This is a genomic window from Sphingomonas sp. P4_D12, from assembly GCF_056401895.1.
In genome coordinates, this window is sequence record NZ_JBFUIL010000002.1 from 560,930 (window position 1) to 579,894 (window position 18,965).

Annotated in this window: 24 protein-coding genes; 13 read left to right on the top strand and 11 right to left on the bottom strand. The window is 64.8% G+C overall.

The window, feature by feature from the left end; all coding sequences use genetic code 11:
• Positions 1–26 precede the first annotated feature (26 nt).
• Positions 27–665: a hypothetical protein gene (locus AC1DSD_RS05185; protein WP_478028848.1), complete on the top strand. Its 639-nt coding sequence runs from the start codon at positions 27–29 to the stop codon at positions 663–665.
• 44 nt (positions 666–709) lie between these two features.
• Here the strand turns inward: AC1DSD_RS05185 and AC1DSD_RS05190 are convergent, their stop codons facing one another.
• The 9 genes from AC1DSD_RS05190 to aroQ all read right to left on the bottom strand — a co-directional run bounded on the left by AC1DSD_RS05190 (position 710) and on the right by aroQ (position 7,261).
• The gene (locus AC1DSD_RS05190) at positions 710–1,192 is read right to left on the bottom strand and encodes a rhodanese-like domain-containing protein (RefSeq protein WP_478028849.1); all 483 of its coding nucleotides are present in this window, start codon (positions 1,190–1,192) and stop codon (positions 710–712) included.
• Positions 1,193–1,497: 305 nt separating this feature from the next.
• Positions 1,498–1,836: an arsenate reductase (glutaredoxin) gene (gene arsC, locus AC1DSD_RS05195; RefSeq protein WP_478028850.1), complete on the bottom strand. Its 339-nt coding sequence runs from the start codon at positions 1,834–1,836 to the stop codon at positions 1,498–1,500.
• Complete coding sequence (locus AC1DSD_RS05200; protein WP_478028851.1) at positions 1,833–3,059, bottom strand: MFS transporter; 1,227 nt, start codon at positions 3,057–3,059, stop codon at positions 1,833–1,835. The genes arsC and AC1DSD_RS05200 overlap by 4 nt, the downstream gene beginning before the upstream one ends.
• Positions 3,060–3,085: 26 nt before the next feature.
• Entirely contained in the window at positions 3,086–3,748 is a 663-nt protein-coding gene (locus AC1DSD_RS05205) for a hypothetical protein (RefSeq protein WP_478028852.1), read from the bottom strand.
• A gap of 57 nt (positions 3,749–3,805) precedes the next feature.
• Positions 3,806–4,318: a hypothetical protein gene (locus AC1DSD_RS05210; RefSeq protein WP_478028853.1), complete on the bottom strand. Its 513-nt coding sequence runs from the start codon at positions 4,316–4,318 to the stop codon at positions 3,806–3,808.
• Positions 4,319–4,351: 33 nt separating this feature from the next.
• On the bottom strand, positions 4,352–4,828 hold the full coding sequence (locus AC1DSD_RS05215; protein ID WP_478028854.1) for a hypothetical protein: 477 nt from the start codon (positions 4,826–4,828) through the stop codon (positions 4,352–4,354).
• The gene (gene accC, locus AC1DSD_RS05220; protein ID WP_478028855.1) at positions 4,828–6,180 is read right to left on the bottom strand and encodes an acetyl-CoA carboxylase biotin carboxylase subunit; all 1,353 of its coding nucleotides are present in this window, start codon (positions 6,178–6,180) and stop codon (positions 4,828–4,830) included. The genes AC1DSD_RS05215 and accC overlap by 1 nt, the downstream gene beginning before the upstream one ends.
• 115 nt (positions 6,181–6,295) lie before the next feature.
• Positions 6,296–6,778 carry an acetyl-CoA carboxylase biotin carboxyl carrier protein gene (accB, locus tag AC1DSD_RS05225; protein WP_478028856.1) on the bottom strand — a complete coding sequence of 161 codons (483 nt, stop codon included), beginning with the start codon at positions 6,776–6,778 and terminating at the stop codon, positions 6,296–6,298.
• Between the two features lie 48 nt (positions 6,779–6,826).
• Positions 6,827–7,261 (bottom strand): type II 3-dehydroquinate dehydratase, encoded by a 435-nt coding sequence (aroQ, locus tag AC1DSD_RS05230; RefSeq protein ID WP_478028857.1) that lies wholly within the window; start codon positions 7,259–7,261, stop codon positions 6,827–6,829.
• Positions 7,262–7,324: 63 nt separating this feature from the next.
• Between aroQ and thiS the strand changes: the two genes are divergently transcribed.
• The 3 genes from thiS to AC1DSD_RS05245 all read left to right on the top strand — a co-directional run bounded on the left by thiS (position 7,325) and on the right by AC1DSD_RS05245 (position 9,425).
• Entirely contained in the window at positions 7,325–8,329 is a 1,005-nt protein-coding gene (gene thiS / locus AC1DSD_RS05235; RefSeq protein ID WP_478029022.1) for a sulfur carrier protein ThiS, read from the top strand.
• Positions 8,330–8,343: 14 nt separating this feature from the next.
• Positions 8,344–9,138, top strand: a complete 795-nt coding sequence (locus AC1DSD_RS05240) for an alpha/beta hydrolase (RefSeq protein ID WP_478028858.1) — start codon at positions 8,344–8,346, stop codon at positions 9,136–9,138.
• A gap of 83 nt (positions 9,139–9,221) precedes the next feature.
• On the top strand, positions 9,222–9,425 hold the full coding sequence (locus AC1DSD_RS05245) for a CsbD family protein (protein WP_478028859.1): 204 nt from the start codon (positions 9,222–9,224) through the stop codon (positions 9,423–9,425).
• Between the two features lie 247 nt (positions 9,426–9,672).
• Here AC1DSD_RS05245 and AC1DSD_RS05250 read toward each other — a convergent pair whose 3' ends face one another.
• Entirely contained in the window at positions 9,673–10,461 is a 789-nt protein-coding gene (locus AC1DSD_RS05250) for an AraC family transcriptional regulator (protein ID WP_478028860.1), read from the bottom strand.
• Between the two features lie 12 nt (positions 10,462–10,473).
• On the opposite strand from AC1DSD_RS05250, the gene AC1DSD_RS05255 reads away from it, so the two are divergent.
• The 7 genes from AC1DSD_RS05255 (at position 10,474) to AC1DSD_RS05285 (ending at position 16,173) form a co-directional block, all read left to right on the top strand.
• The gene (locus AC1DSD_RS05255) at positions 10,474–10,644 is read left to right on the top strand and encodes a hypothetical protein (RefSeq protein WP_478028861.1); all 171 of its coding nucleotides are present in this window, start codon (positions 10,474–10,476) and stop codon (positions 10,642–10,644) included.
• Positions 10,645–10,766: 122 nt separating this feature from the next.
• Complete coding sequence (locus tag AC1DSD_RS05260) at positions 10,767–11,732, top strand: SDR family NAD(P)-dependent oxidoreductase (RefSeq protein ID WP_478028862.1); 966 nt, start codon at positions 10,767–10,769, stop codon at positions 11,730–11,732.
• A 258-nt stretch (positions 11,733–11,990) separates the two neighbouring features.
• The gene (locus AC1DSD_RS05265) at positions 11,991–12,908 is read left to right on the top strand and encodes an SMP-30/gluconolactonase/LRE family protein (RefSeq protein ID WP_478029023.1); all 918 of its coding nucleotides are present in this window, start codon (positions 11,991–11,993) and stop codon (positions 12,906–12,908) included.
• A 5-nt stretch (positions 12,909–12,913) separates the two neighbouring features.
• On the top strand, positions 12,914–13,654 hold the full coding sequence (locus AC1DSD_RS05270; RefSeq protein WP_478028863.1) for a glutathione S-transferase family protein: 741 nt from the start codon (positions 12,914–12,916) through the stop codon (positions 13,652–13,654).
• 14 nt (positions 13,655–13,668) lie between these two features.
• Positions 13,669–14,766, top strand: a complete 1,098-nt coding sequence (locus AC1DSD_RS05275; RefSeq protein WP_478028864.1) for a DUF2855 family protein — start codon at positions 13,669–13,671, stop codon at positions 14,764–14,766.
• On the top strand, positions 14,763–15,419 hold the full coding sequence (locus AC1DSD_RS05280) for an HAD-IA family hydrolase (protein WP_478028865.1): 657 nt from the start codon (positions 14,763–14,765) through the stop codon (positions 15,417–15,419). The genes AC1DSD_RS05275 and AC1DSD_RS05280 overlap by 4 nt, the downstream gene beginning before the upstream one ends.
• Before the next feature lie 55 nt (positions 15,420–15,474).
• Positions 15,475–16,173, top strand: coding sequence for a VIT1/CCC1 transporter family protein (locus tag AC1DSD_RS05285; protein WP_478028866.1), 699 nt, complete (start codon positions 15,475–15,477; stop codon positions 16,171–16,173).
• A gap of 83 nt (positions 16,174–16,256) precedes the next feature.
• Here AC1DSD_RS05285 and AC1DSD_RS05290 read toward each other — a convergent pair whose 3' ends face one another.
• Entirely contained in the window at positions 16,257–16,853 is a 597-nt protein-coding gene (locus tag AC1DSD_RS05290) for an outer membrane protein (protein ID WP_478028867.1), read from the bottom strand.
• A 219-nt stretch (positions 16,854–17,072) separates the two neighbouring features.
• Here AC1DSD_RS05290 and AC1DSD_RS05295 point away from each other — a divergent pair, with 219 nt between their 5' ends.
• Both AC1DSD_RS05295 and AC1DSD_RS05300 read left to right on the top strand, forming a co-directional pair.
• Complete coding sequence (locus AC1DSD_RS05295) at positions 17,073–17,783, top strand: CoA transferase subunit A (protein WP_478028868.1); 711 nt, start codon at positions 17,073–17,075, stop codon at positions 17,781–17,783.
• Entirely contained in the window at positions 17,780–18,964 is a 1,185-nt protein-coding gene (locus AC1DSD_RS05300; RefSeq protein WP_478028869.1) for an HAD family acid phosphatase, read from the top strand. The genes AC1DSD_RS05295 and AC1DSD_RS05300 overlap by 4 nt, the downstream gene beginning before the upstream one ends.
• The last annotated feature ends 1 nt before the right edge of the window (position 18,965 follow it).

Here is an 18,965-nt window from a genome sequence, read left to right on the forward strand (position 1 = left end):
GGCAGTTCCATGAACAGGAGAGTAACATGCGTTTCCCAACCATATTCGCGTGCGTATCGGGGGCCGCACTCATTGCCGCGTCGCCCGCATTGGCGCAGGGCAAGAAGGACCGCGCGCAAGAGGCGGTCGCCGCCGCCCAGGCCAAGGTCGATGCCGCCAGCAAGGTCGGCGCCGCAGGTGAAGTGCCGCGGCTGCTCGCCGAGGCGCAAGGGGCATTGCGTACCGCGCAGGAAGATCTGGCGCGCGACAAGAAGACCGACGCGATCGCCGACGCCAATCGCGCGTCGACGCTTGCCGACCAAGCGCTGGGCGAGGCGCAGCGCGCCAAGCTCAACCGCGCCCGCGATGACAAGCAGGCAGCCGACGCAGCGGCAGCCGACGCCGCGCGATCGGCCTCGGACGCCAATGCTCGCGCCGCCGCGGCGGAGGCCGCAGCCGCTGCCGCGCGCAACGCGCCGCCGCCAGCCCCGGTAGTCATCGCCGCGCCGCCGCCACCGCCCACGCCGACCAGCACGACGGTTACGACCGAGACGGTCTCTCCGGCTCCCAAGGTCGTCACCAGGGCGGCTACGCGCAAACGGGTGGTGACGAGGCGCCACGTCGTGCGCAAGGCGGCGCCGGCGACGGTCAAGACCAAGACGACCGTTACGACTCGCTCGAACTGATGATCGCGGGCGCGCGTGGCCAACCGGCCGCACGCGCCCCGGCGTCAGCTTTTTACCCAGCCCACCTTCGGGTCGTCGAAATCGACAGTCTCGCCGAGTTCGTAGACGGTGCGATATCCGTAAGCGGCGAGGTTGATATAGGTCTGGATGTTGAGCGACACCGCCGCCGACTTGAGCATCACGGGTGGTCGGTCGTTCGAGAAATTGTTGTTGCAATAGATCAGCACTGGCCGATCGCGGTCGGGCAGAACCGCGGCCAGCGCCGGCGCGGTGAAATCGGTCAGCGGCAGGTTGATCGCCCCGGCAATATGCCCCTGCGCGAACGCATCGGCCGATCGCGCGTCGAGAATGATTGCTTCCCCCGTCGCGGCCATTTGCTTGAAGCGCGCCAGCGTGACGCGGCGTTTTGCGCGTTCCGGCGCGACGCGCGCGGCAAGCCGCTGGAATCCCTGATAGTCGATCTGCGGATTGACCGGCGGCGGACCGTCGGCAGCGAACAGGAATGCGGCGAGCAACAGCGGCGTCATGGCTTCCCTCCCTGACTATATGTCCGAAACGTGCGCGCGATCGCCTATATAGAGCCTGAACGCCTAGGTTGGGGAGCTCATATTCCTGGCGTCATCCCCGCGGAATCCTCTCGTCACCCCAGCGAAAGAACATCGGGTTGAGCATGCCCCGCATGCTCAAGGATCGTCCGGGGGACGATCCGACCCGATGTTGGTCTCACGCGGTGACGCGATACCGCTTGAGATCCCAGCTTTCGCTGGGATGACGAGTTTTGGAAATGGGTCGCTTTAAGAACAACGGCTTATTTTGGTTCTCGACCTAGTGATCAGAGGATCTCGCGCACCTTTTCGGGTGGCCGGCCCAACCGGACGCCCTTGGGCGTCTCGACCAGCGGACGTTCGATCAGGATTGGATTGGCGGCCATCGCATCGAGGATCGCGTCGTCATCGGCCTGTTTCAGCGCCTTGGCGCCATCCTCGCTCTTGCGCAGTCCTTCGCGCGGGGTCAGCCCGGCCGCGGCGTAGAGCGCGGCCAGTTCGTCGCGCGATGGCGGGTTTTTGAGATATTCGACAATCTCGACCTGAACGCCGGGCGTCCCTTCCAGGATCGCCAGCGTCTCGCGCGATTTCGAACAGCGCGGGTTGTGCCAGATCGTCGCCTTCAATTCGTCTTCTCCGTCAGGAAATCGACATCGGTGCGCTCGGGCCCGATCGCGGTCCACACCACCAATACGACCACGGTGATGCCCGCGACGATCGCCATGGCCAAGCCGAAATTGCCGCCATGGCTCTCCGCGATCGACGCCTGGATCGGCCCATTGCGCGACGCGATCAGATTGCCCAGCTGATAAGCGAAGCCGGGGAACATGCCCCGCACCAATGAGGGCGACAGCTCATTGAGATGCACCGGCACGATCCCCCAGGCGCCCTGGACGGCAACCTGGATCAGAAAGGCCCCCAGGCCCAGCATGACCGGCGTGCTCGCGAACGCCCATAACGGAATGATCGGGATGGCGAGCAGACTGGCGATGATGATCGCGCGCTTACGCCCGATATGTTCGGACCAGATGCCAAAGGAGATTCCGCCTACGATCGCGCCGACATTGCCGATCATCGCGAGCAGTCCGATCGTCTTGGTGTCGAAGTGATGCTGCTCCTTGAGGAACGTCGGATACAGGTCCTGCGTGCCGTGGCTGAAGAAGTTGAACGCCGTCATCAGGATGACGAGATAGAGCGCGATCTTCCAGTTCCTGACCAGTTCGCCGATCGGATTTGCCGGCCGTTCGTGCCGCCGCCTCTCGAACGCCGGGCTCTCCTCGACATGCATCCGGATCAGGAAGACCAGAATCGCCGGCGCGATCCCGACCATGAACAGGCCCCGCCAGCCGAGCGCGTCGAACAACAGGAAATAGATCAGGCTGGCTAGGAAATAGCCTGAGGGATAGCCCGATTGCAGCAGGCCGGAGACGGGGCCGCGCAGCTTGATCGGGATCGATTCCATCACCAGGCTGGCGCCGATTCCCCATTCGCCGCCCATGCAGAAGCCGAACAGGGTCCGGATCACGAACAGGCTGGTCAGCGACCAGGCGAAGGCCGAGGCGAACGAGAAGAGCGAAAAGAGCAGGATCACGATCATCATGATCGGCCGCCGCCCGAATCGGTCGGCCATCCAGCCGAACGCGAACGCGCCGAACGGCCGCGCGGCGAGCGTCAGGAAAGTCGCTTCCGACACCGTCTTGATGTCGGTGCCATATTCCTTGGCGATCGCCGAGAGCATGAAGACGAGCAGGAAGAAGTCGAACGCGTCGAGCGTCCAGCCGAGATAGCTTGCCCAGATCGAATGGACTTGCTTGCGCTGCAATCCCTTGAGCTCTGCGACCAACGACATCCGGTTCTCCCCGATTTGGGAAGGGGCTACGCCAAACGCCGCGTCCGCGCCACCCACCAGGCGAGCATGGCGAGCACAGCATAAGCGAACAGCCCGAGCCAGCCGGTTGAAGCGGGGGCAGGGCCCGCTTCACTCGGCTGCGGCGTGGTCCAGTTGACCGCCTGGAGCACCGCCATGCCGATGGCGAGGGCCCAGGGCGACCATTTGCCCATTGCGCCGATCGCCCGCGTCCGGCTGACGAAGAACCACAATCCCCCGAACGCGAAGACGAGCTCCAGCGGGATTTCGATCCAGGGATGGTTCCACAAGCCGAGGCCGAGTTTGGGCGCGCTTCCTGCCAGCGTGAGGTCGGGGCGATGGACCAGCAGATCGATCAGCCAGTGCGACACCACCACCGCGCCACCGATCAGGCCCGCGGTCCAGCTACCGCGCAGCGCTTTCACCGCAACCGCGAACAGCACGCCCCAGCCGATCGCTCCGGCCAGACTGTGCGTCCAGGGCATGTCGTACAGGTCCATGCCGTTCATCACGGTCGCGCCGGGCAGCATCCGCATCTTTTCGACGCCCAGGATCAGGAAGCTGAAAAAGGCGATGTCGACCAGTTGCGCGGCGACGAACAGCGCGCCGAGCCGCGGCGATTTGGGCGATGTCGCGGCCGCGAAGGCCGGCGCGTAGTGACCGATGAACATATGAGTCCCCCCTCCGCGATTTAAGCCCTCTCCCGCATGCGGGAGAGGGCTTAGGCTTCAGTCGGTCTTGCCCGATTTCCAGGCGTCGATCGCGCCCTTATATTCGCTCGACCCTTTGAGCCGCGCCATATAGCTGATCGGCCGTTTCGATGAGAGCGGGATCAAGTCGAATCCGCTGAGCGAACCGCGCGCGCCGCAATAGGATTGGCAACTGCCGTCGCCGTCGTCGAGCAACAGGCTCTTGCCCTTGGTCGTGATGGTCAGATGACAGGTCGGTCCGCCGTCATAGCTCGGCTGCTTCTCACTATAGACGAGCTTGCCGCCGGCCGCCTTGGCGACACCGGCGATCGAGCAGCTATGGCCGTTGTAGAAAGCGAGCTCGGCGCGAAAAAAGGCGTGGCCCGCGTCGACCGGAACGATCTCGACCACGTCGTCGGACCAGAATTTCGACCCGTCGACCATCCCGTTCTGGAAATGCTTCGAATAGCGTCCGGCCAGCGAGGTGACGGGGGAGACGGGCGCCGCGGCGATCACCGCGAGCGTTAAGATGACGATGGCTTTCTTCATCACTCAATTCTCCCCGTTGAGAATCGGCGTTGCCCGTCAATAGCCCAGATCGGGAACGCCGGTCGGTTGGCACATCATCGAAAAGGTCATGCGCAGGGTGCGATGGTCCGGACGTTCCATCGCCACCATCATGTCGACATGGTTCGCCGCCCGGTCGTACCGAAAGCTCTGCGAGCCCGTGAGAGCTCCCATCGCGAACTTGCCGGTGTCCGCGACGATCAGCGTGTCGGAAAAAGCCGAATAACAGGCGGCGTCGCGCGACACGCACATGTCCTCCAGCTTCGCCGGGGGACCGGTCAGGAGGTGCGCGACGCGGCGGGCCTCCTCGTCGATCACGAAGACCTGGTCGGCCTTCTGGGTCTCGGTCCTAGGAAGACCGCCGAGCGCGCGCTCGTCTATATTGAGCGTGCCGGCGCAGGCGATTGCGAAGCGCTTCGCCTCTGCGGCTGCCGGGGCGAGCGCTGCGGCCAGCGCCCACGAGATCAGCAATGCGGCAGCCCCCCGGCGCTTCATCATGCTCCCTGCCTGTCCAACCATTCCTCGAGCCACTTGATCGTATACTGCCCCTGCAGGAATTCGGGGTCCTCGATCAGCGCTTGATGGAGCGGAATGGTGGTCTTCATCCCCTCGATCACGAATTCCTCGAGCGCGCGGCGCAAGCGGCGGATCGCGCCCTGACGGGTCGTGCCATAGACGATCAGCTTGGCGATCATCGAATCGTAATAAGGCGGCACGCGATAGCCGGCATAGAGCCCGCTATCGACGCGGACGTTCATGCCCCCAGGCGCGTGATATTGCTTCACCAGGCCCGGCGAGGGCGCGAAGGTTCGCGGATCCTCGGCGTTGATGCGGCATTCGATCGCGTGGCCGCGAAACTGCACGTCTTCCTGGCGCAGTGTCAGGCCATGGCCCTCCGCAACGCGAATCTGTTCGCGGACCAGATCGAGGCCAGTGATTGCCTCGGTCACCGGATGCTCGACCTGCAGGCGGGTGTTCATCTCGATGAAGTAGAACTCGCCGTCTTCCCACAGGAATTCGATCGTGCCCGCGCCGCGATAGGCCATGTCGGCCATCGCTTTGGCGACGATCCCGCCCATCCGCTCGCGCTCTTCGGGCGTGATGACCGGGGAGGGCGCTTCCTCCAGCACCTTCTGGTGGCGGCGCTGCAGCGAGCAATCGCGCTCGCCGAGATGGATGGCATTGCCATTGCCGTCGCCGAACACCTGGAATTCGATGTGGCGCGGATTGCCGAGATACTTTTCGAGATAGACGGTGGCGTCGCCGAACGCGGCCTTGGCCTCGCTCCCAGCCTGCTGCATCTGGGTTTCGAGCTCTTCGGGCGAATTGACGACCTTCATGCCGCGCCCGCCGCCACCCGATGCGGCCTTGATGATCACCGGATAGCCCGCCGCCTCGGCGATCTTCTTGGCTTCCGTGATATCGCTGATCGCGCCGTCCGAGCCGGGCACCAGCGGCAGGCCGAGCGCGCCGGCGGTGCGCTTCGCCTCGATCTTGTCGCCCATCGTGCGGATATGCTCGGGCTTGGGCCCGACGAAGATGATGCCGTGCGCCTCGACGATCTCGGCGAAACGCGCATTCTCGCTCAGAAAGCCATAGCCGGGGTGGATCGCATCAGCATGGCTGATCTCGGCCGCCGAGATGATGTTGGGGATGTTGAGGTACGATTCGGTCGCCGAGGGCGGACCGATACAGATCGCCTCGTCGGCCAGCCGCACGTGCATAGCATCGGAATCGGCGGTCGAATGCACCGCAACCGTCTTGATCCCCATTTCATGGCACGCGCGATGGATACGCAGCGCGATCTCGCCGCGATTGGCGATCAGCAGTTTCTTGATTTCGGGCATCGGTCGTTTTCCTAGGCGGTGCCGGCCCGCTCCCCCACCCGGCCTCCCAACGGCAGCATCATATGGGAGGCCGGGTGGGGGAGCGGGCCGGAGCGGCACATCGGCAAGAAACTTCTTACTCGACCACGACGAGCGCCTGGTCGAACTCGACCGGCTGGCCGTTTTCGATCAGGATCGCCGATACCGTGCCGGCGGCCGTCGCGATGATCGGGTTCATCACTTTCATCGCTTCGATGATCACCAGCGTGTCGCCCGCGGCGACCTTCTGCCCCACCGCAATGAACGGCTTCGCTTCGGGGTTCGCCGCCAGATAGACAGTGCCGACCATCGGCGACTTGACCGCGTTGGCGCTGATTGCAGCGGGTGCCGGATCGGCAGCCGCTACGGGAGCACCCCCCGGCGCAGCGGGAGCCGCGACGGCCGCCGGTGCCGCATAGTGCACCGCCGGCGCGGCATGCACCTGACGCGCGACGCGGATGCGGCGGTCATTATCCTCGACCTCGATCTCGGTAAGATTGGTTTCGTCGAGCAGAGACGCGAGCTGGCGGACCAGCTCGACATCGACTCGCATGCCCCCGTCATTGTTATTGTCTGCCATTCGACCCTTCTTCGCCCTGTTGAGGCTGACTCAAAGGCGCGCCCTCTGTCAGAGTCGGGCGGCGGCTTCAAGCGCAAGCATATACGAAAGTGCGCCGAACCCGGAAACGGTTCCGCGCGCGGCACGGCCGACAAAGCTCTGGTGGCGGAATTCTTCGCGCGTCAGCGGGTTCGACAAATGCACCTCGATCACAGGCACTTTGATGCCCTTGATCGCGTCGTACAGCGCCACGCTGGTATGCGTCAGCGCCCCCGCGTTGAGCAGGATCGCCTTCACGTCCGATCCCTGCGCCTCGTGCATCCAGGTGATCAGATGCCCTTCGTGATTCGACTGGCGCATGTCGATCTCGAGATTGAGTTCCCTCGCGCGCTCTTCCAGTCTCGCCGCGATGTCGTCGAGCGTGTCGGCCCCATAGATCTCCGGCTCGCGCGTCCCGAGCAGATTGAGGTTGGGGCCGTTCAGCACCAGGATCGTTTCGGTCACCCTTGCCCTTTCGGTTGTGGCGCTATCGGTCGCGCCCCTATATCGCGATTTGCCATGAATACCATGCACACCGACGGAACCGTCTCGATCCGCGTCAATGGCGAGCATCGCCGCGTCTTTGCCGGGCTCACGCTCGCCCAACTTGCCGAGGAGCTCGGCCTCCTCGCCGAGAAGGTCGCGGTCGAACGCAATTTGGAGGTCGTGCCGCGCTCGACTCTCAACCAGGTCATCGTCGAGGATGGCGACGAGATCGAAATCGTCCATTTCGTTGGCGGTGGCGACCACGCTTCCGCGGTGAAGGAAGATACCTGGACCGTGGCCGGCAAGACCTTCCGCTCGCGGCTGATCGTCGGCACCGGCAAATATAAGGATTTCGCGCAGAACGCCGCCGCGCTCGAAGCGTCGGGGGCGGAGATCGTCACCGTCGCGGTGCGCCGGGTCAACGTCAGCGACCCCAAGGCGCCGATGCTGACCGACTATATCGATCCGAAAAAGATCACCTACCTGCCCAACACCGCGGGCTGCTTCACTGCGGAGGATGCGATCCGTACCCTGCGGCTGGCGCGCGAGGCGGGCGGCTGGGATCTGGTCAAGCTCGAAGTGCTGGGCGAGGCGCGGACGCTCTATCCCGACATGGTCGAGACGCTCAGGGCGACCGAGATCCTCGCCAAGGAAGGCTTCAAGCCGATGGTCTATTGCGTCGACGATCCAATCGCGGCGAAGCGGCTGGAGGATGTCGGTGCGGTCGCCATCATGCCGCTTGGCGCGCCGATCGGCTCAGGCCTCGGCATCCAGAACCAGGTCACGATCCGCCTGATCGTCGAAGGCGCCAAGGTACCGGTGCTGGTCGATGCCGGGGTCGGCACCGCGTCCGATTCGGCGGTGGCAATGGAACTCGGTTGCGATGGCGTGCTGATGAACACGGCGATCGCCGAGGCCAAGGACCCGGTGATGATGGCACGCGCAATGAAACTTGCGGTCGAGAGCGGGCGTTTGGCCTATCTCGCCGGCCGGATGGGCAAGCGGCGTTATGCCGATCCCTCCAGTCCGCTTGCCGGATTGATCTGATCCAAGGAGGCTCGATGCGCCGTTTGCTGCCAATCACCGCGCTCGTCGCGCTCGCTGCCTGCCACTCCCAATCCAAGACCGACAATGCCGATGCATTGATCAACGAAAGCGCCGCGGTGAAGGACCATGCGCCCCAGGCCGTGACGCTCACCGCACCCGACGGCGTCGCCGTCTATGGCACTTATTATCCGGCCAGCAATGCACGCGCGTTGATCCTGCTGTTCCATCAGGCGGGATCGTCGAAGGACGAATATGTCTCGATCGCGCCGCAGCTTCAGCGCGCCGGCTTTGCCGCTTTGGCGATCGACCAGCGCGTCGGCGGCGGGCTCTACGGCAACAATCAGACGATGGCCGGATATAAGGGCAAGACCGACTATCTTGGCGCGCTTCCCGATCTCGAGGCGGCGCTCGCCTGGGCCAAGGACAAGGCGCAGGGCAAGCCGATCCTGCTGTGGGGATCGAGCTATTCGGCCAGCCTGGTATTCCTGGTTGCGGCGTCCAAGTCGGCAGAAGGCAGCGTGAAGGGTGTGCTCGCTTTCTCGCCGGGCGAATATTTCGAAGACAAGAAGATGGTCGAACAGGCCGCGGCCAAGATCACTGTGCCGGTCTTCGTCACCTCGGCCAACACGCTCGTAGAGGAGCAGGAAGCGAAGGCGATCCTGTCGGCCACCAAGAGCACCGATCGGCAGCAATTCATTCCCAAAGCGGGCGTGCACGGGTCGTCGACATTGATCGCCGCCAAGAATCCGGGCGGCGCCGACGATAATTGGCAGGCGGTGCTCGCCTTCCTGAAACGGGTTGCTCCTTAGGAACTCTGGGCCCCTCAAACCGTTCTATTTCCGTAATTTCAACGCGCCGGCGATCCGCTGTCGCGAATGGAGAGGAACAACCGATGGGTGAGCTGACCGACAAGATCAAAGGCAATGTCAACGAGGCGGTGGGCAAGGTGAAGCAGGCGATGGCCGGCGACGCCGACGACCCCAACCGCACGCGCCGGGATGATGAATTGGAGGCCGAAGGCGCCGGCCAGGAATTGAAAGGTAAAGGCCAACAGTTCGTCGGCAAGGTGAAGGGCGCGCTGGGCGACGACATCTAGTCGCTGTCCGGCTTGCAGCGCTCACCGCGCTGACGTGGGGGCCGTGCGGTACCGCGCGGCCCCCTATTCGTGTGTCGCGACCAAAAGCCCTCTCCCGCGCGCGGGAGAGGGTTGGGTGAGGGTCTTCTTTCTTCTTCCCAGCAGCTATGGTCCAAGAAGAAAAAAGAAGACCTTCACCCTCCCACCGCCTCCGGCGGCGGGCCCCGCCCTCTCCCGCAGGCGGGAGAGGGGCTTCGGACTTCCTCGTTCACGCCAAGCCTGCCGCTTCCGCGAGATCCGCTACCTGCAGGCCGCGCAGCCGCTCGGCGTCGCGCGACGGCGGCGCGCCGAACATGCGGGTATATTCGCGGCTGAACTGAGACGCGCTTTCATAGCCGACCGAATAAGCCGTGCGGCTGGCATCGTTGCTCGCGACCAGCATCCGCCGCGCCGCATGCAGCCTGAGCGTCTTTTGATATTGTAGCGGGCTCATCGCCGTCGCCGCCTTGAAGTGGCGGTGGAACGACGGGACGCTCATTCCTGCAATCTCGGCCAGCCCTTCGATCCGCATCGCCTGGTCGAAATGCGCCTGGATCCAGTGGATTGCTCGTCGCACACGCGACAATTGGCTGTCCTCGCGCGCGATCTGGCGCAGCAATCCGCCGTCTGGCCCCTGCAGCAAGCGATAGAGGATTTCGCGCTCGCGCAAAGGCGCCAGCACCGGAATGTCCTGCGGCGCGTCGAATAAGGCCAGCAATTGCGCCCAGGCGTCGAGCAAATCGGGCGTGACCGGCGTCACCGCGAAGCCGGCGGTTTGCCCTTCGGGAGAGGAAGGCATGGTCGCGAGCAGATCGGCCAGGATCGCGCGATCGATCGTCAGGCTGGCGGCGATATAGGGCTTGTCGGGCGACGCCTCGATCACGCAGCCGGACACCGGCAATTCGAGCGAGGCGATGAAGGTGCATGCCGGGTCGTAGTGCAGAATGCGGTCGCCGATCATCACCTGCTTGGCGCCCTGCAGCACCAGGCAGATCATTGGTTCGTACACGGTCGGCATTGGCTTGCTCGGTTGATCGACCACACCAATCCCGACTCGTGGGATCGCCGTGACGAATGCCACGCCTTGCGTGTGGCGCATGACGCGCCGGCTCATCTCGTCGAGTTTGTCCTGCATGATAGCGAAGGTGGTCGCGGCGACGGGAAGCGCAAGCGCTTCCGACCTGAAATCGTGCGCCGCTGATAGGATTGGGCAAGCGATCGAGACGATCGGGCTCCGCGGTGGCGACCTCCGCGCCCAAATAGGCGGCGAGGGCGCATGGCGATCGCTCCGGGCCCTCTTTCCGACATTCATGGAGAATGATGATGACGATCCAATTCGGCGAGAAATCGACTACCGAGGATGTGCTCGCTGGCGTTGATCTGACGGGCAAGCGCATCCTGGTCACCGGCGTTTCGGCCGGGCTTGGCGTGGAGACGGCGCGCGCGCTGGTCGCGCATGGCGCGGAAGTCGTCGGTGCCGCGCGCGATGTCGCCAAAGCGGAACGCGCGACGGCGGAGGTCCGCGCCGCGGCGGAAGCGGGCAAGGGCGCCTTTTCGATCGTCGAGCTCGACCTTGCCTCGCTCGCCAGCGTCCGCGCTTGTGCCGACGCGCTCAACGCCGATGGCCGCCCGTTCGACGTGATCATCGCCAATGCCGGCGTCATGGTCCCGCCGTTCGGACACACCGCCGACGGCTTCGAAACCCAGTTCGGCACCAACCATCTCGGCCATTTCGTGCTGATCAACCGCATCGCGCCGCTGCTCAAGGATGGCGGGCGCCTGGTGAATCTGTCCTCGGCCGGGCATCGCTATTCGGACGTCGACCTCGACGATCCCAATTTCGAGCACACGCCGTACGAACCCTGGATCGGCTATGGCCGGTCGAAGACCGCCAATGTCCTGTTCGCGGTCGAATTCGACCGGCGCCATCGCGATCGCGGCGTCCGTGCGACGGCGGTTCATCCGGGCGGCATCCAGACCGAGCTCAGCCGCCATATGGACGAAGGCCAGTTGGCCGCCTTGGTCGCTTCGATCAACGAAACCGCGGCCAAGGCGGGCGCACCGGCTTTCGAGCTCAAGACCATTCCGCAAGGCGCAGCCACCTCGGTCTGGGCCGCGATCGTCGCCGATCCGGCCGAAATCGGCGGGAAATATTGCGAGGATTGCCACGTCGCGGAACTACAGGAAGGCGAAGGCATTCGTGGCGGCGTGCGCGCCTACGCACTCGACGCCGAGCACGCCAAGGCGCTCTGGGCGAAGAGCGAGGAACTGGTCGGCGAACGGTTCTGATTGGTGCGGTGATACCCCCTCTCCCGCGTGCGGGAGAGGGGGGGGGCGCCGCCGAAGGCGGTGGGAGGGAGAGGGTCTTCTTACTTCTTCCAAGCAGACGGGGCGAAAAAGAAGAAGGAAGACCCTCACCCAACCCTCTCCCGCACGCGGGAGAGGGCTAAAACTCCATCCAAAACCATCTTCCTTTCGCCCGCGGGACGCGGCATGACCGTTTCGAAGACCGGGTATGAACCCGGCCATGACGAGCGGGAGTGGGGCATGGAGATCGTCGCCGACGGATTGCGTTTTCCGGAAGGCCCGGTGGCGATGGCCGATGGCAGCGTCATCTTGGTCGAGATCGCCGCCGGCCGCATCACGCGGGTCCGCTCCGACGGCTCGAAGGAGACGGTGGCCGAACCTGGCGGTGGCCCCAACGGGCTGGCGATCGGCCCGGACGGCAAGCTCTATTGCTGCAACAATGGCGGCTTCGACTATATCGAGAATAAAGGCATGCTCGCGCCGCACGGCATCGCCCGCGACTATTCGGGCGGGCGGATCGAGCGGATCGACATCGCTACCGGCAGCGTGGAAATTCTCTACAAATCGGGCGATTTCGGCTGCGTGCTGCGCGGCCCCAACGACATCGTGTTCGATGGCGAAGGCGGCTTCTGGTTCACCGATCATGGCAAGGTCGATTACGAGAAGCGCTGCCATGACATCGTCGGCATCTTCTACGGCAAGGTCGATGGCAGCCATCTCGAGGAAGTGATCTTCCCCAGCCAGAACCCCAATGGCGTCGGCCTGTCGCCTGATGGCAAGCGTCTGTACGCGGCGGAAACCTACACCTGCCGGTTGATGGCGTTCAACGTCATCGCCCCGGGCAAGGTCGACGGCAGCGCCGGTCCGGGCGGCCCCGGCATCCCGCTCTATCGCCCCGCCGGGTACAAATTCTTCGACTCGCTCGGTGTCGAGGAGTGCGGCAATATCTGCGTCGCGACGATCGGCGAATGCGGCATTTCGGTAGTTTCGCCCGACGGCGAATTGGTCGAGTTCGTCGCCACCGACGACATCTTCACCACCAACATTTGTTGGGGCGGGGACGACATGATGGATGCCTATATCTGTCTGTCAGGAACCGGGCGCCTCGCCAAGCTCCGCTGGCCGCGCCCGGGCCTCAAGCTCAACTATAACGGATGAGCAGCATGATCCGCATCATCGGCAACCACGTCTCCCCTTATGCGCGCAAGGTCTTTCTGGCGCTCGACCATAAGGGCATCGACTATGAGATCGACCCGATCGTGCCGTTTTTCGGCGGCGACGAATTCACCCGGCTCAATCCGCTCAGGCGTATTCCGGTGCTGATCGACGGCGATCTGGTGATCCCGGATTCGACCGTGATCTGCGAATATCTCGACGATCGCTATCCCGAGAAGCCGCTTTATCCGGCCGATCCCGCCCTGCGAGCTCGAGCCCGCTGGCTGGAGGAATTCGCCGATAGCCGCTTGGGCGACGTGATGATCTGGAAGCTGTTCTTCCAGCGCAACGTCAAGCCGCGCGTGTGGAAGCAGGAGACTGACGAGGACGCGGTCGCCGCCGTCATCACGCGCGATCTCCCCGAAATCATGGATTGGCTCGAGCCCCAGGCGCCGGTCGGCGGCTTCGTATTCGACGATCTGTCGATGATCGACCTGACCTTCGCCAGCTTCTTTCGCAACGCAGCGCTCGCCGGCTGGACGCCCGATGCCGCACGCTGGCCGCGCACCGCCGCGTGGATCGACCATGTCTTTGCGACCCCGCTGTTCGCGCGATCGGTGATGGTCGAGCAGATCATGCTGACCACGCGCGGCACCGACCAACGCGCGGCGCTGGAGGCGGCGGGATTGCAGGTTGCGGATTCGAGCGTGCGGGGCGACATAGCGCGACGCGGACCCATGTCGGTTTGACGCAGGAGACTATCATGGGCCGCTGGCAAATCGAGATCGCGCGCGACGACATCACGCAGGCCAATGTCGCCGATTTGCCCGACCGCGCACCTGGGCCGGGCGAAGCCGAATTCGCGATCGATCTGGTCGCGCTGACCGCCAACAACATCACCTATGCCGCCCTGGGTCAGAAAACCCCGTTCCTCGGGCCCGATGCGGGCTATTGGGACTTTTTCTCCCCGCGCGACGAGCCGGGCCGGTTGCCGGTCTGGGGGTTCGCGACGGCGACGCGATCGGCGGCCGAGGGTATCTCGGTAGGCGACCGCTTCTACGGCTATTGGCCGCTCGCCAGCCACGCGGTGCTCGCCGCCGAGCAGATCCGCGGCACCGGATTCACCGAGGTGACGCCGCGCCGCAAATCGTTGCCGGGCGCCTATAACCAATATTCGCGGCTCAAGGCGTTGGGCGATCACCGTGAGGCCGATCACGATTGGTGGCCGGTCTATCGTCCTTTGTTCCTGACCGGCTGGCTGATCGCGGATCAATTCGAGGACGAAGACGATTTCGGCGCCGGCACCGTCATCGTCAGCGGCGCTTCGAGTAAGACCGCGTTGGCCTTCGCGCACGTGATGAAGGCGCGCGGACATGGCCCGCGACTGGTCGCGCTCGCCTCGTCGCGCAGCGCCGCCTTTACCACCGATACCGGATTGTACGACCAGGTCGTCGACTATGGCGCGATCGACGCGATCGCGGCTGAAGGGAAAGTCGCGTTGGTCGACTTCGCCGGTAATCCGGCGGCGACGCGTGCGGTGCACGAACGCTTCGGCGACGCGCTGGCGGTCGACATGGTCGTCGGCATCACGCATTGGGATTCCGAACGCGGTGGCGCCCCGCTGCCGGGGCCGCGTCCGATCGGTTTCTTCGCGCCGGGCAGGATGAAGAAGCGCTCGGCGGATTGGGGCGCGCACGGCTTGCGCCGGCAAAGCGAAGATGCATGGCTGGACTTCATGCCGATCGCCAAGCGGCTGACCGCGATCGATCGCCGCTCGGGCGCCGAGGCTGCGCTTGCCGCCTATCGCGACGCAGTCGCCGGCAATGTCGATCCGCGCATTGGTCTGCTCATCGAACCATGACGCGCGATACCGTGATCTTCGACTTCGGCGGGGTGATCACCTCCTCGCCGTTCGAAGCATTCAACCGGATGGAGGCCGAACGCGGCCTGCCGCACAATCTCGTCCGTCGGATCAATTCGGCCAATCCCGACGCCAATGCCTGGGCGCTGTTCGAGCGCGCCGAGATCGACTCCGACCGGTTCGATTCGCTGTTTGCGGAAGAGGCGCGCGCATTTGGTCATGAGCTTCCGGGGAGCGATGTACTCGCATTGCTGTCCGGCGACATTCGTGCCGACATGGTTGATGCGGTCGATTGGCTGAAGGCGAACGGCTATCGCATTGGCTGCATCACCAACAACGTTCCCGCCGGCCATGGCGCCCAGATGTCCTCGACCGCGGACAAGGCCGAGGCGATCGCGGCGATCATGGCGCGGTTCGACCATGTCGTCGAAAGCTCGAAAGTCGGCATCCGCAAGCCCGATCCGGCAATCTATCGCCTGGCTTGCGACGCGCTGGGCGTGACGCCCGACCGCTGCGCCTATCTCGACGACCTCGGGATCAACTGCAAACCGGCCGCGGCGCTCGGCATGGCGGCGATCAAGGTTTCCTCCAGCGAGCAGGCCTTGGCCGATCTTGAGGTTGCGCTTGGTCTTGAAGGTGGCACGTTAAGCTAACGGTGCTCGGAAAAGCACTTATTGTTCCGGTCCGGAAACCATCTACGGGGGACGAATGGCGATCCGACGACATCGCGAGCGGCATCTGGTCCAGCGCATCGGCTGGCTGCGCGCGGCCGTGCTCGGCGCCAATGACGGCATCCTGTCGACCGCCAGCCTGATCGTCGGCGTCGCCGCCGCCAATGCCGACCGTACCACTGTCCTGCTGACCGGGATTTCGGGGCTCGCCGCCGGTGCCTTGTCGATGGCGGCCGGGGAATATGTGTCGGTCAGCAGCCAGGCCGATACCGAGCGCGCCGACATCGCGCGCGAAACCGCGGAATTGTCCGACGAACCCGAAGCCGAGCGCCAGGAACTCGCCGCCATCTATCGCCACCGCGGGCTCGACCATGATTTGTCGCTTCAGGTCGCCGATCAGCTGATGGCGCATGATGCCCTGGGCGCGCACCTGCGCGACGAATTGGGGATCAGCGAGGATCTCGCCGCGCGGCCCGTCCAGGCTGCGTTGGCCTCGGCCGCGAGTTTCGCCACCGGCGCGATCGTCCCGGTGCTGATGACCTTGTTGTTCGGCGGCCGCTCGCTGGTCCTCGCAGTGATGGCCGTCACGCTCGTGCTCCTCGCCGCGACCGGCGCGATCGGCGCGCATGCCGGCGGCGCGAGCCAGATACGCGGTGCGATACGCGTCGTGTTCTGGGGCGCGCTCGCCATGGCCGTCACTGCCGCCATCGGTCACCTGTTCGGGACGCAGGTCTAGCAACGAAAAGGCCGCGCGAGTTTCCCCGCGCGGCCCCTGCTGTCCGTATAGGGTCTGTACTCAGACCCTGGTCGATCGTCAGATCAGAACTTCACGCCGAAGCCGACCAGGCCCTGATGGCGAGCCACATCGCTGTCCGAATAGTTGGTGTAGCGATATTCGGCCCGAACGAGCAGGTTGTTAGCCAACGGCAGTTCGACGCCGGTGCCGACGCGCCAGCCGTCCGAATTGGTGCCATCCTTGGTGGTGGTCCCGCCGGCCGTGTAGGTCGCGTTGATGCGGCCATTGGCATAGCCGCCCTTGACGTAGAGCAGCGCCTTGTTGCCGACGACCACACCGGCGCGGACGCCGGCATAGAGATCGCGGCCGGCCTTGACGCAAAGACGATCGCCCGCGGCCAAGACGTTGTTGGCGCAATCCTTGGCGGTCGAACCGTCGATTTCACCTTCGACGCCGAACACGGCCTTGCCTGCCTGATAATCGTAGCCGACGACGCCGCCATAAGAGAGGCCGGTCTCGTTACCGGCCGAGCTGGTGACATGGTCGATGCCGGTCACGGCGAGGATCTTGAAACCCTGGAATTCCTTGCCCTCGGGGGCGGAGGCGGGGGCATCCTGCGCCAGGGCAGGGGTAGCGATGGCGGCACTGGCCAACAGGGCGGACGCGATAAGGAAACGCATAAAAACTCCTGTAAAAACAAAACCGGAGGGCCTCGCGACCCCCCGGTTCGTCGCGCTTTGAACACGGTTCATGGCGGGATTGGGGCGGAAGGACCGGGCGCCCGCCGCTATTTTGCCGCACATGCGAACAGTGAGTCCGGCCCGGCCGCAAAGTCGGTGCGCGCGCTTGCTCCTTCTCGCGCCGCCATCTATTCGGCGCGCATCACCCAAGGAGTCCGCATGGCCCGTAAGCTCTATTCCGATGCCGCCTCGGCGCTCGATGGCGTATTGTTCGACGGCATGACGATTTGTGCCGGCGGGTTTGGCCTGTGCGGCATTCCCGAGCGCCTGATCGACGCGATCCGCGATGCCGGCACCAAGGACCTGACGATCGCCAGCAACAATGCCGGCGTGGATGGGGAAGGGCTCGGCAAGCTGCTTCGCACACGCCAGGTCAAGAAGATGATCTCGTCTTATGTCGGCGAGAATAAGGAATTCGAGCGTCAATATCTGGCCGGCGAACTCGAGGTCGAATTCTGCCCCCAGGGCACGCTCGCCGAACGCTGCCGCGCGGGCGGCGCCGGCATCCCCGGTTTCTACACCAAGACCGGGGTCGGCACTCAGGTCGCCGAGGGCAAGGAAGTGAAGACGTTCGACGGCGAGGACTATATCCTCGAACGCGGCATCCGCGCCGATCTGGCGATCATCAAGGGCTGGAAAGCCGACGAGGCGGGCAACCTCATTTTCCGCAAGACCGCGCGCAATTTCAACCAGCCGATGGCGACTGCCGGCAAGGTCTGCATCGCCGAAGTCGAGGAAATCGTGCCCGTTGGCAGCTTCGATCCCGATCAGGTCCATTTGCCCGGCATCTATGTGAACCGGCTGATCGTCGGCAGCCCCTACGACAAGAAGATCGAATTCCGCACCGTGCGCGAGCGGGCCGCGGCGTGAGCAAGGGGCGCTTCGCGCTGCTGATGCTGCTGGTCGGCAGCACCGCGACCAGCGGGTGCGTCGCTGCCGCCGTGCCGGTGCTGGCGGCGGGCGCGATCGGCAAGAAGCAGTTCTTTGGCAAGAAGGACGAGGATCTGCCGTCGGCGACCCCGCCCGCGGTCGCCGCCGCCGGCGCGCAGGCCGTGCCGACCGGAATCCCGGCGGCCGACGCAATTCCCTCCGCCGGCCCGACCACGCCAGCGGCACCTCCGCCGCCGGCGCCGGGCACCGTGCCGCCTGGCATGCAATATCTCTACGGGTCGGGCGAAGCGTCGGCGGTGTCGATCCAGGCCTATCTTACGCTGACCGATTTCCTGGTCGCGCGCGGCGGCGATTTCGCGGTCGGCCATCCGATATCGTCGGTCGTGCTCGCACCTGACGCGACGTTGGACGCCCCCAAATTCCTCAAATGCGGCCCCAGGCAGCGCCCCGCGGTCGTGCTCGACATCGACGAGACCGCGCTGCTGAACCTCGGGTACGAAGCCGACGACAGCCAGCGCAGCGGTGCTTATGACCAGCAACGCTGGGATCGCTGGGAAGCGAGCGGCGTGGCCGCGGTCAACCCGGTCCCGGGCGTGCTCGATGCATTGCGGGCGGCGCGTGCCAGCGGCATCGAAGTGGTGTTCAACTCCAACCGCGCCTCGGTCAACGCCTCGGCGACGATCGATGCGCTCACCCTGGCCGGCCTGGGCCCGGTGGTTCACCTGCAAAATCTATGGCTGAAGGGCGACGACGCGACGGGCGGCAGCGGCAAGGATGCCCGGCGCTGGGCGATTTCGGGCAAATATTGCGTGATCGCGATGGTCGGCGACCAGCTCGGCGATTTCACCGATCTGTTCAACATGCCGGGCACGACCCCCGCGCAACGCCGCGCGCAGACAAATTCGCCCAAGCTCAGGATGCTGTGGGGGCATGGCTGGTTCGTCCTGCCGAACCCGGTCTATGGGACCGCGCTCAAGGGCGATATCGACGACGTCTTCCCCAAGGACCGGCGCTGGACCGATCCGGGCGCGCAGCCGCTCGCGCCGGTCCCCGCCACCGCGCCTGTTCCTGTTGCCGCGCCGGTGCCCGCGGTACCCGCGCCGACACCCACAGCGCCCGCGCGCCCCGACCTGTGGCGGCGTCCGCCGCCCCGTCCGTGAC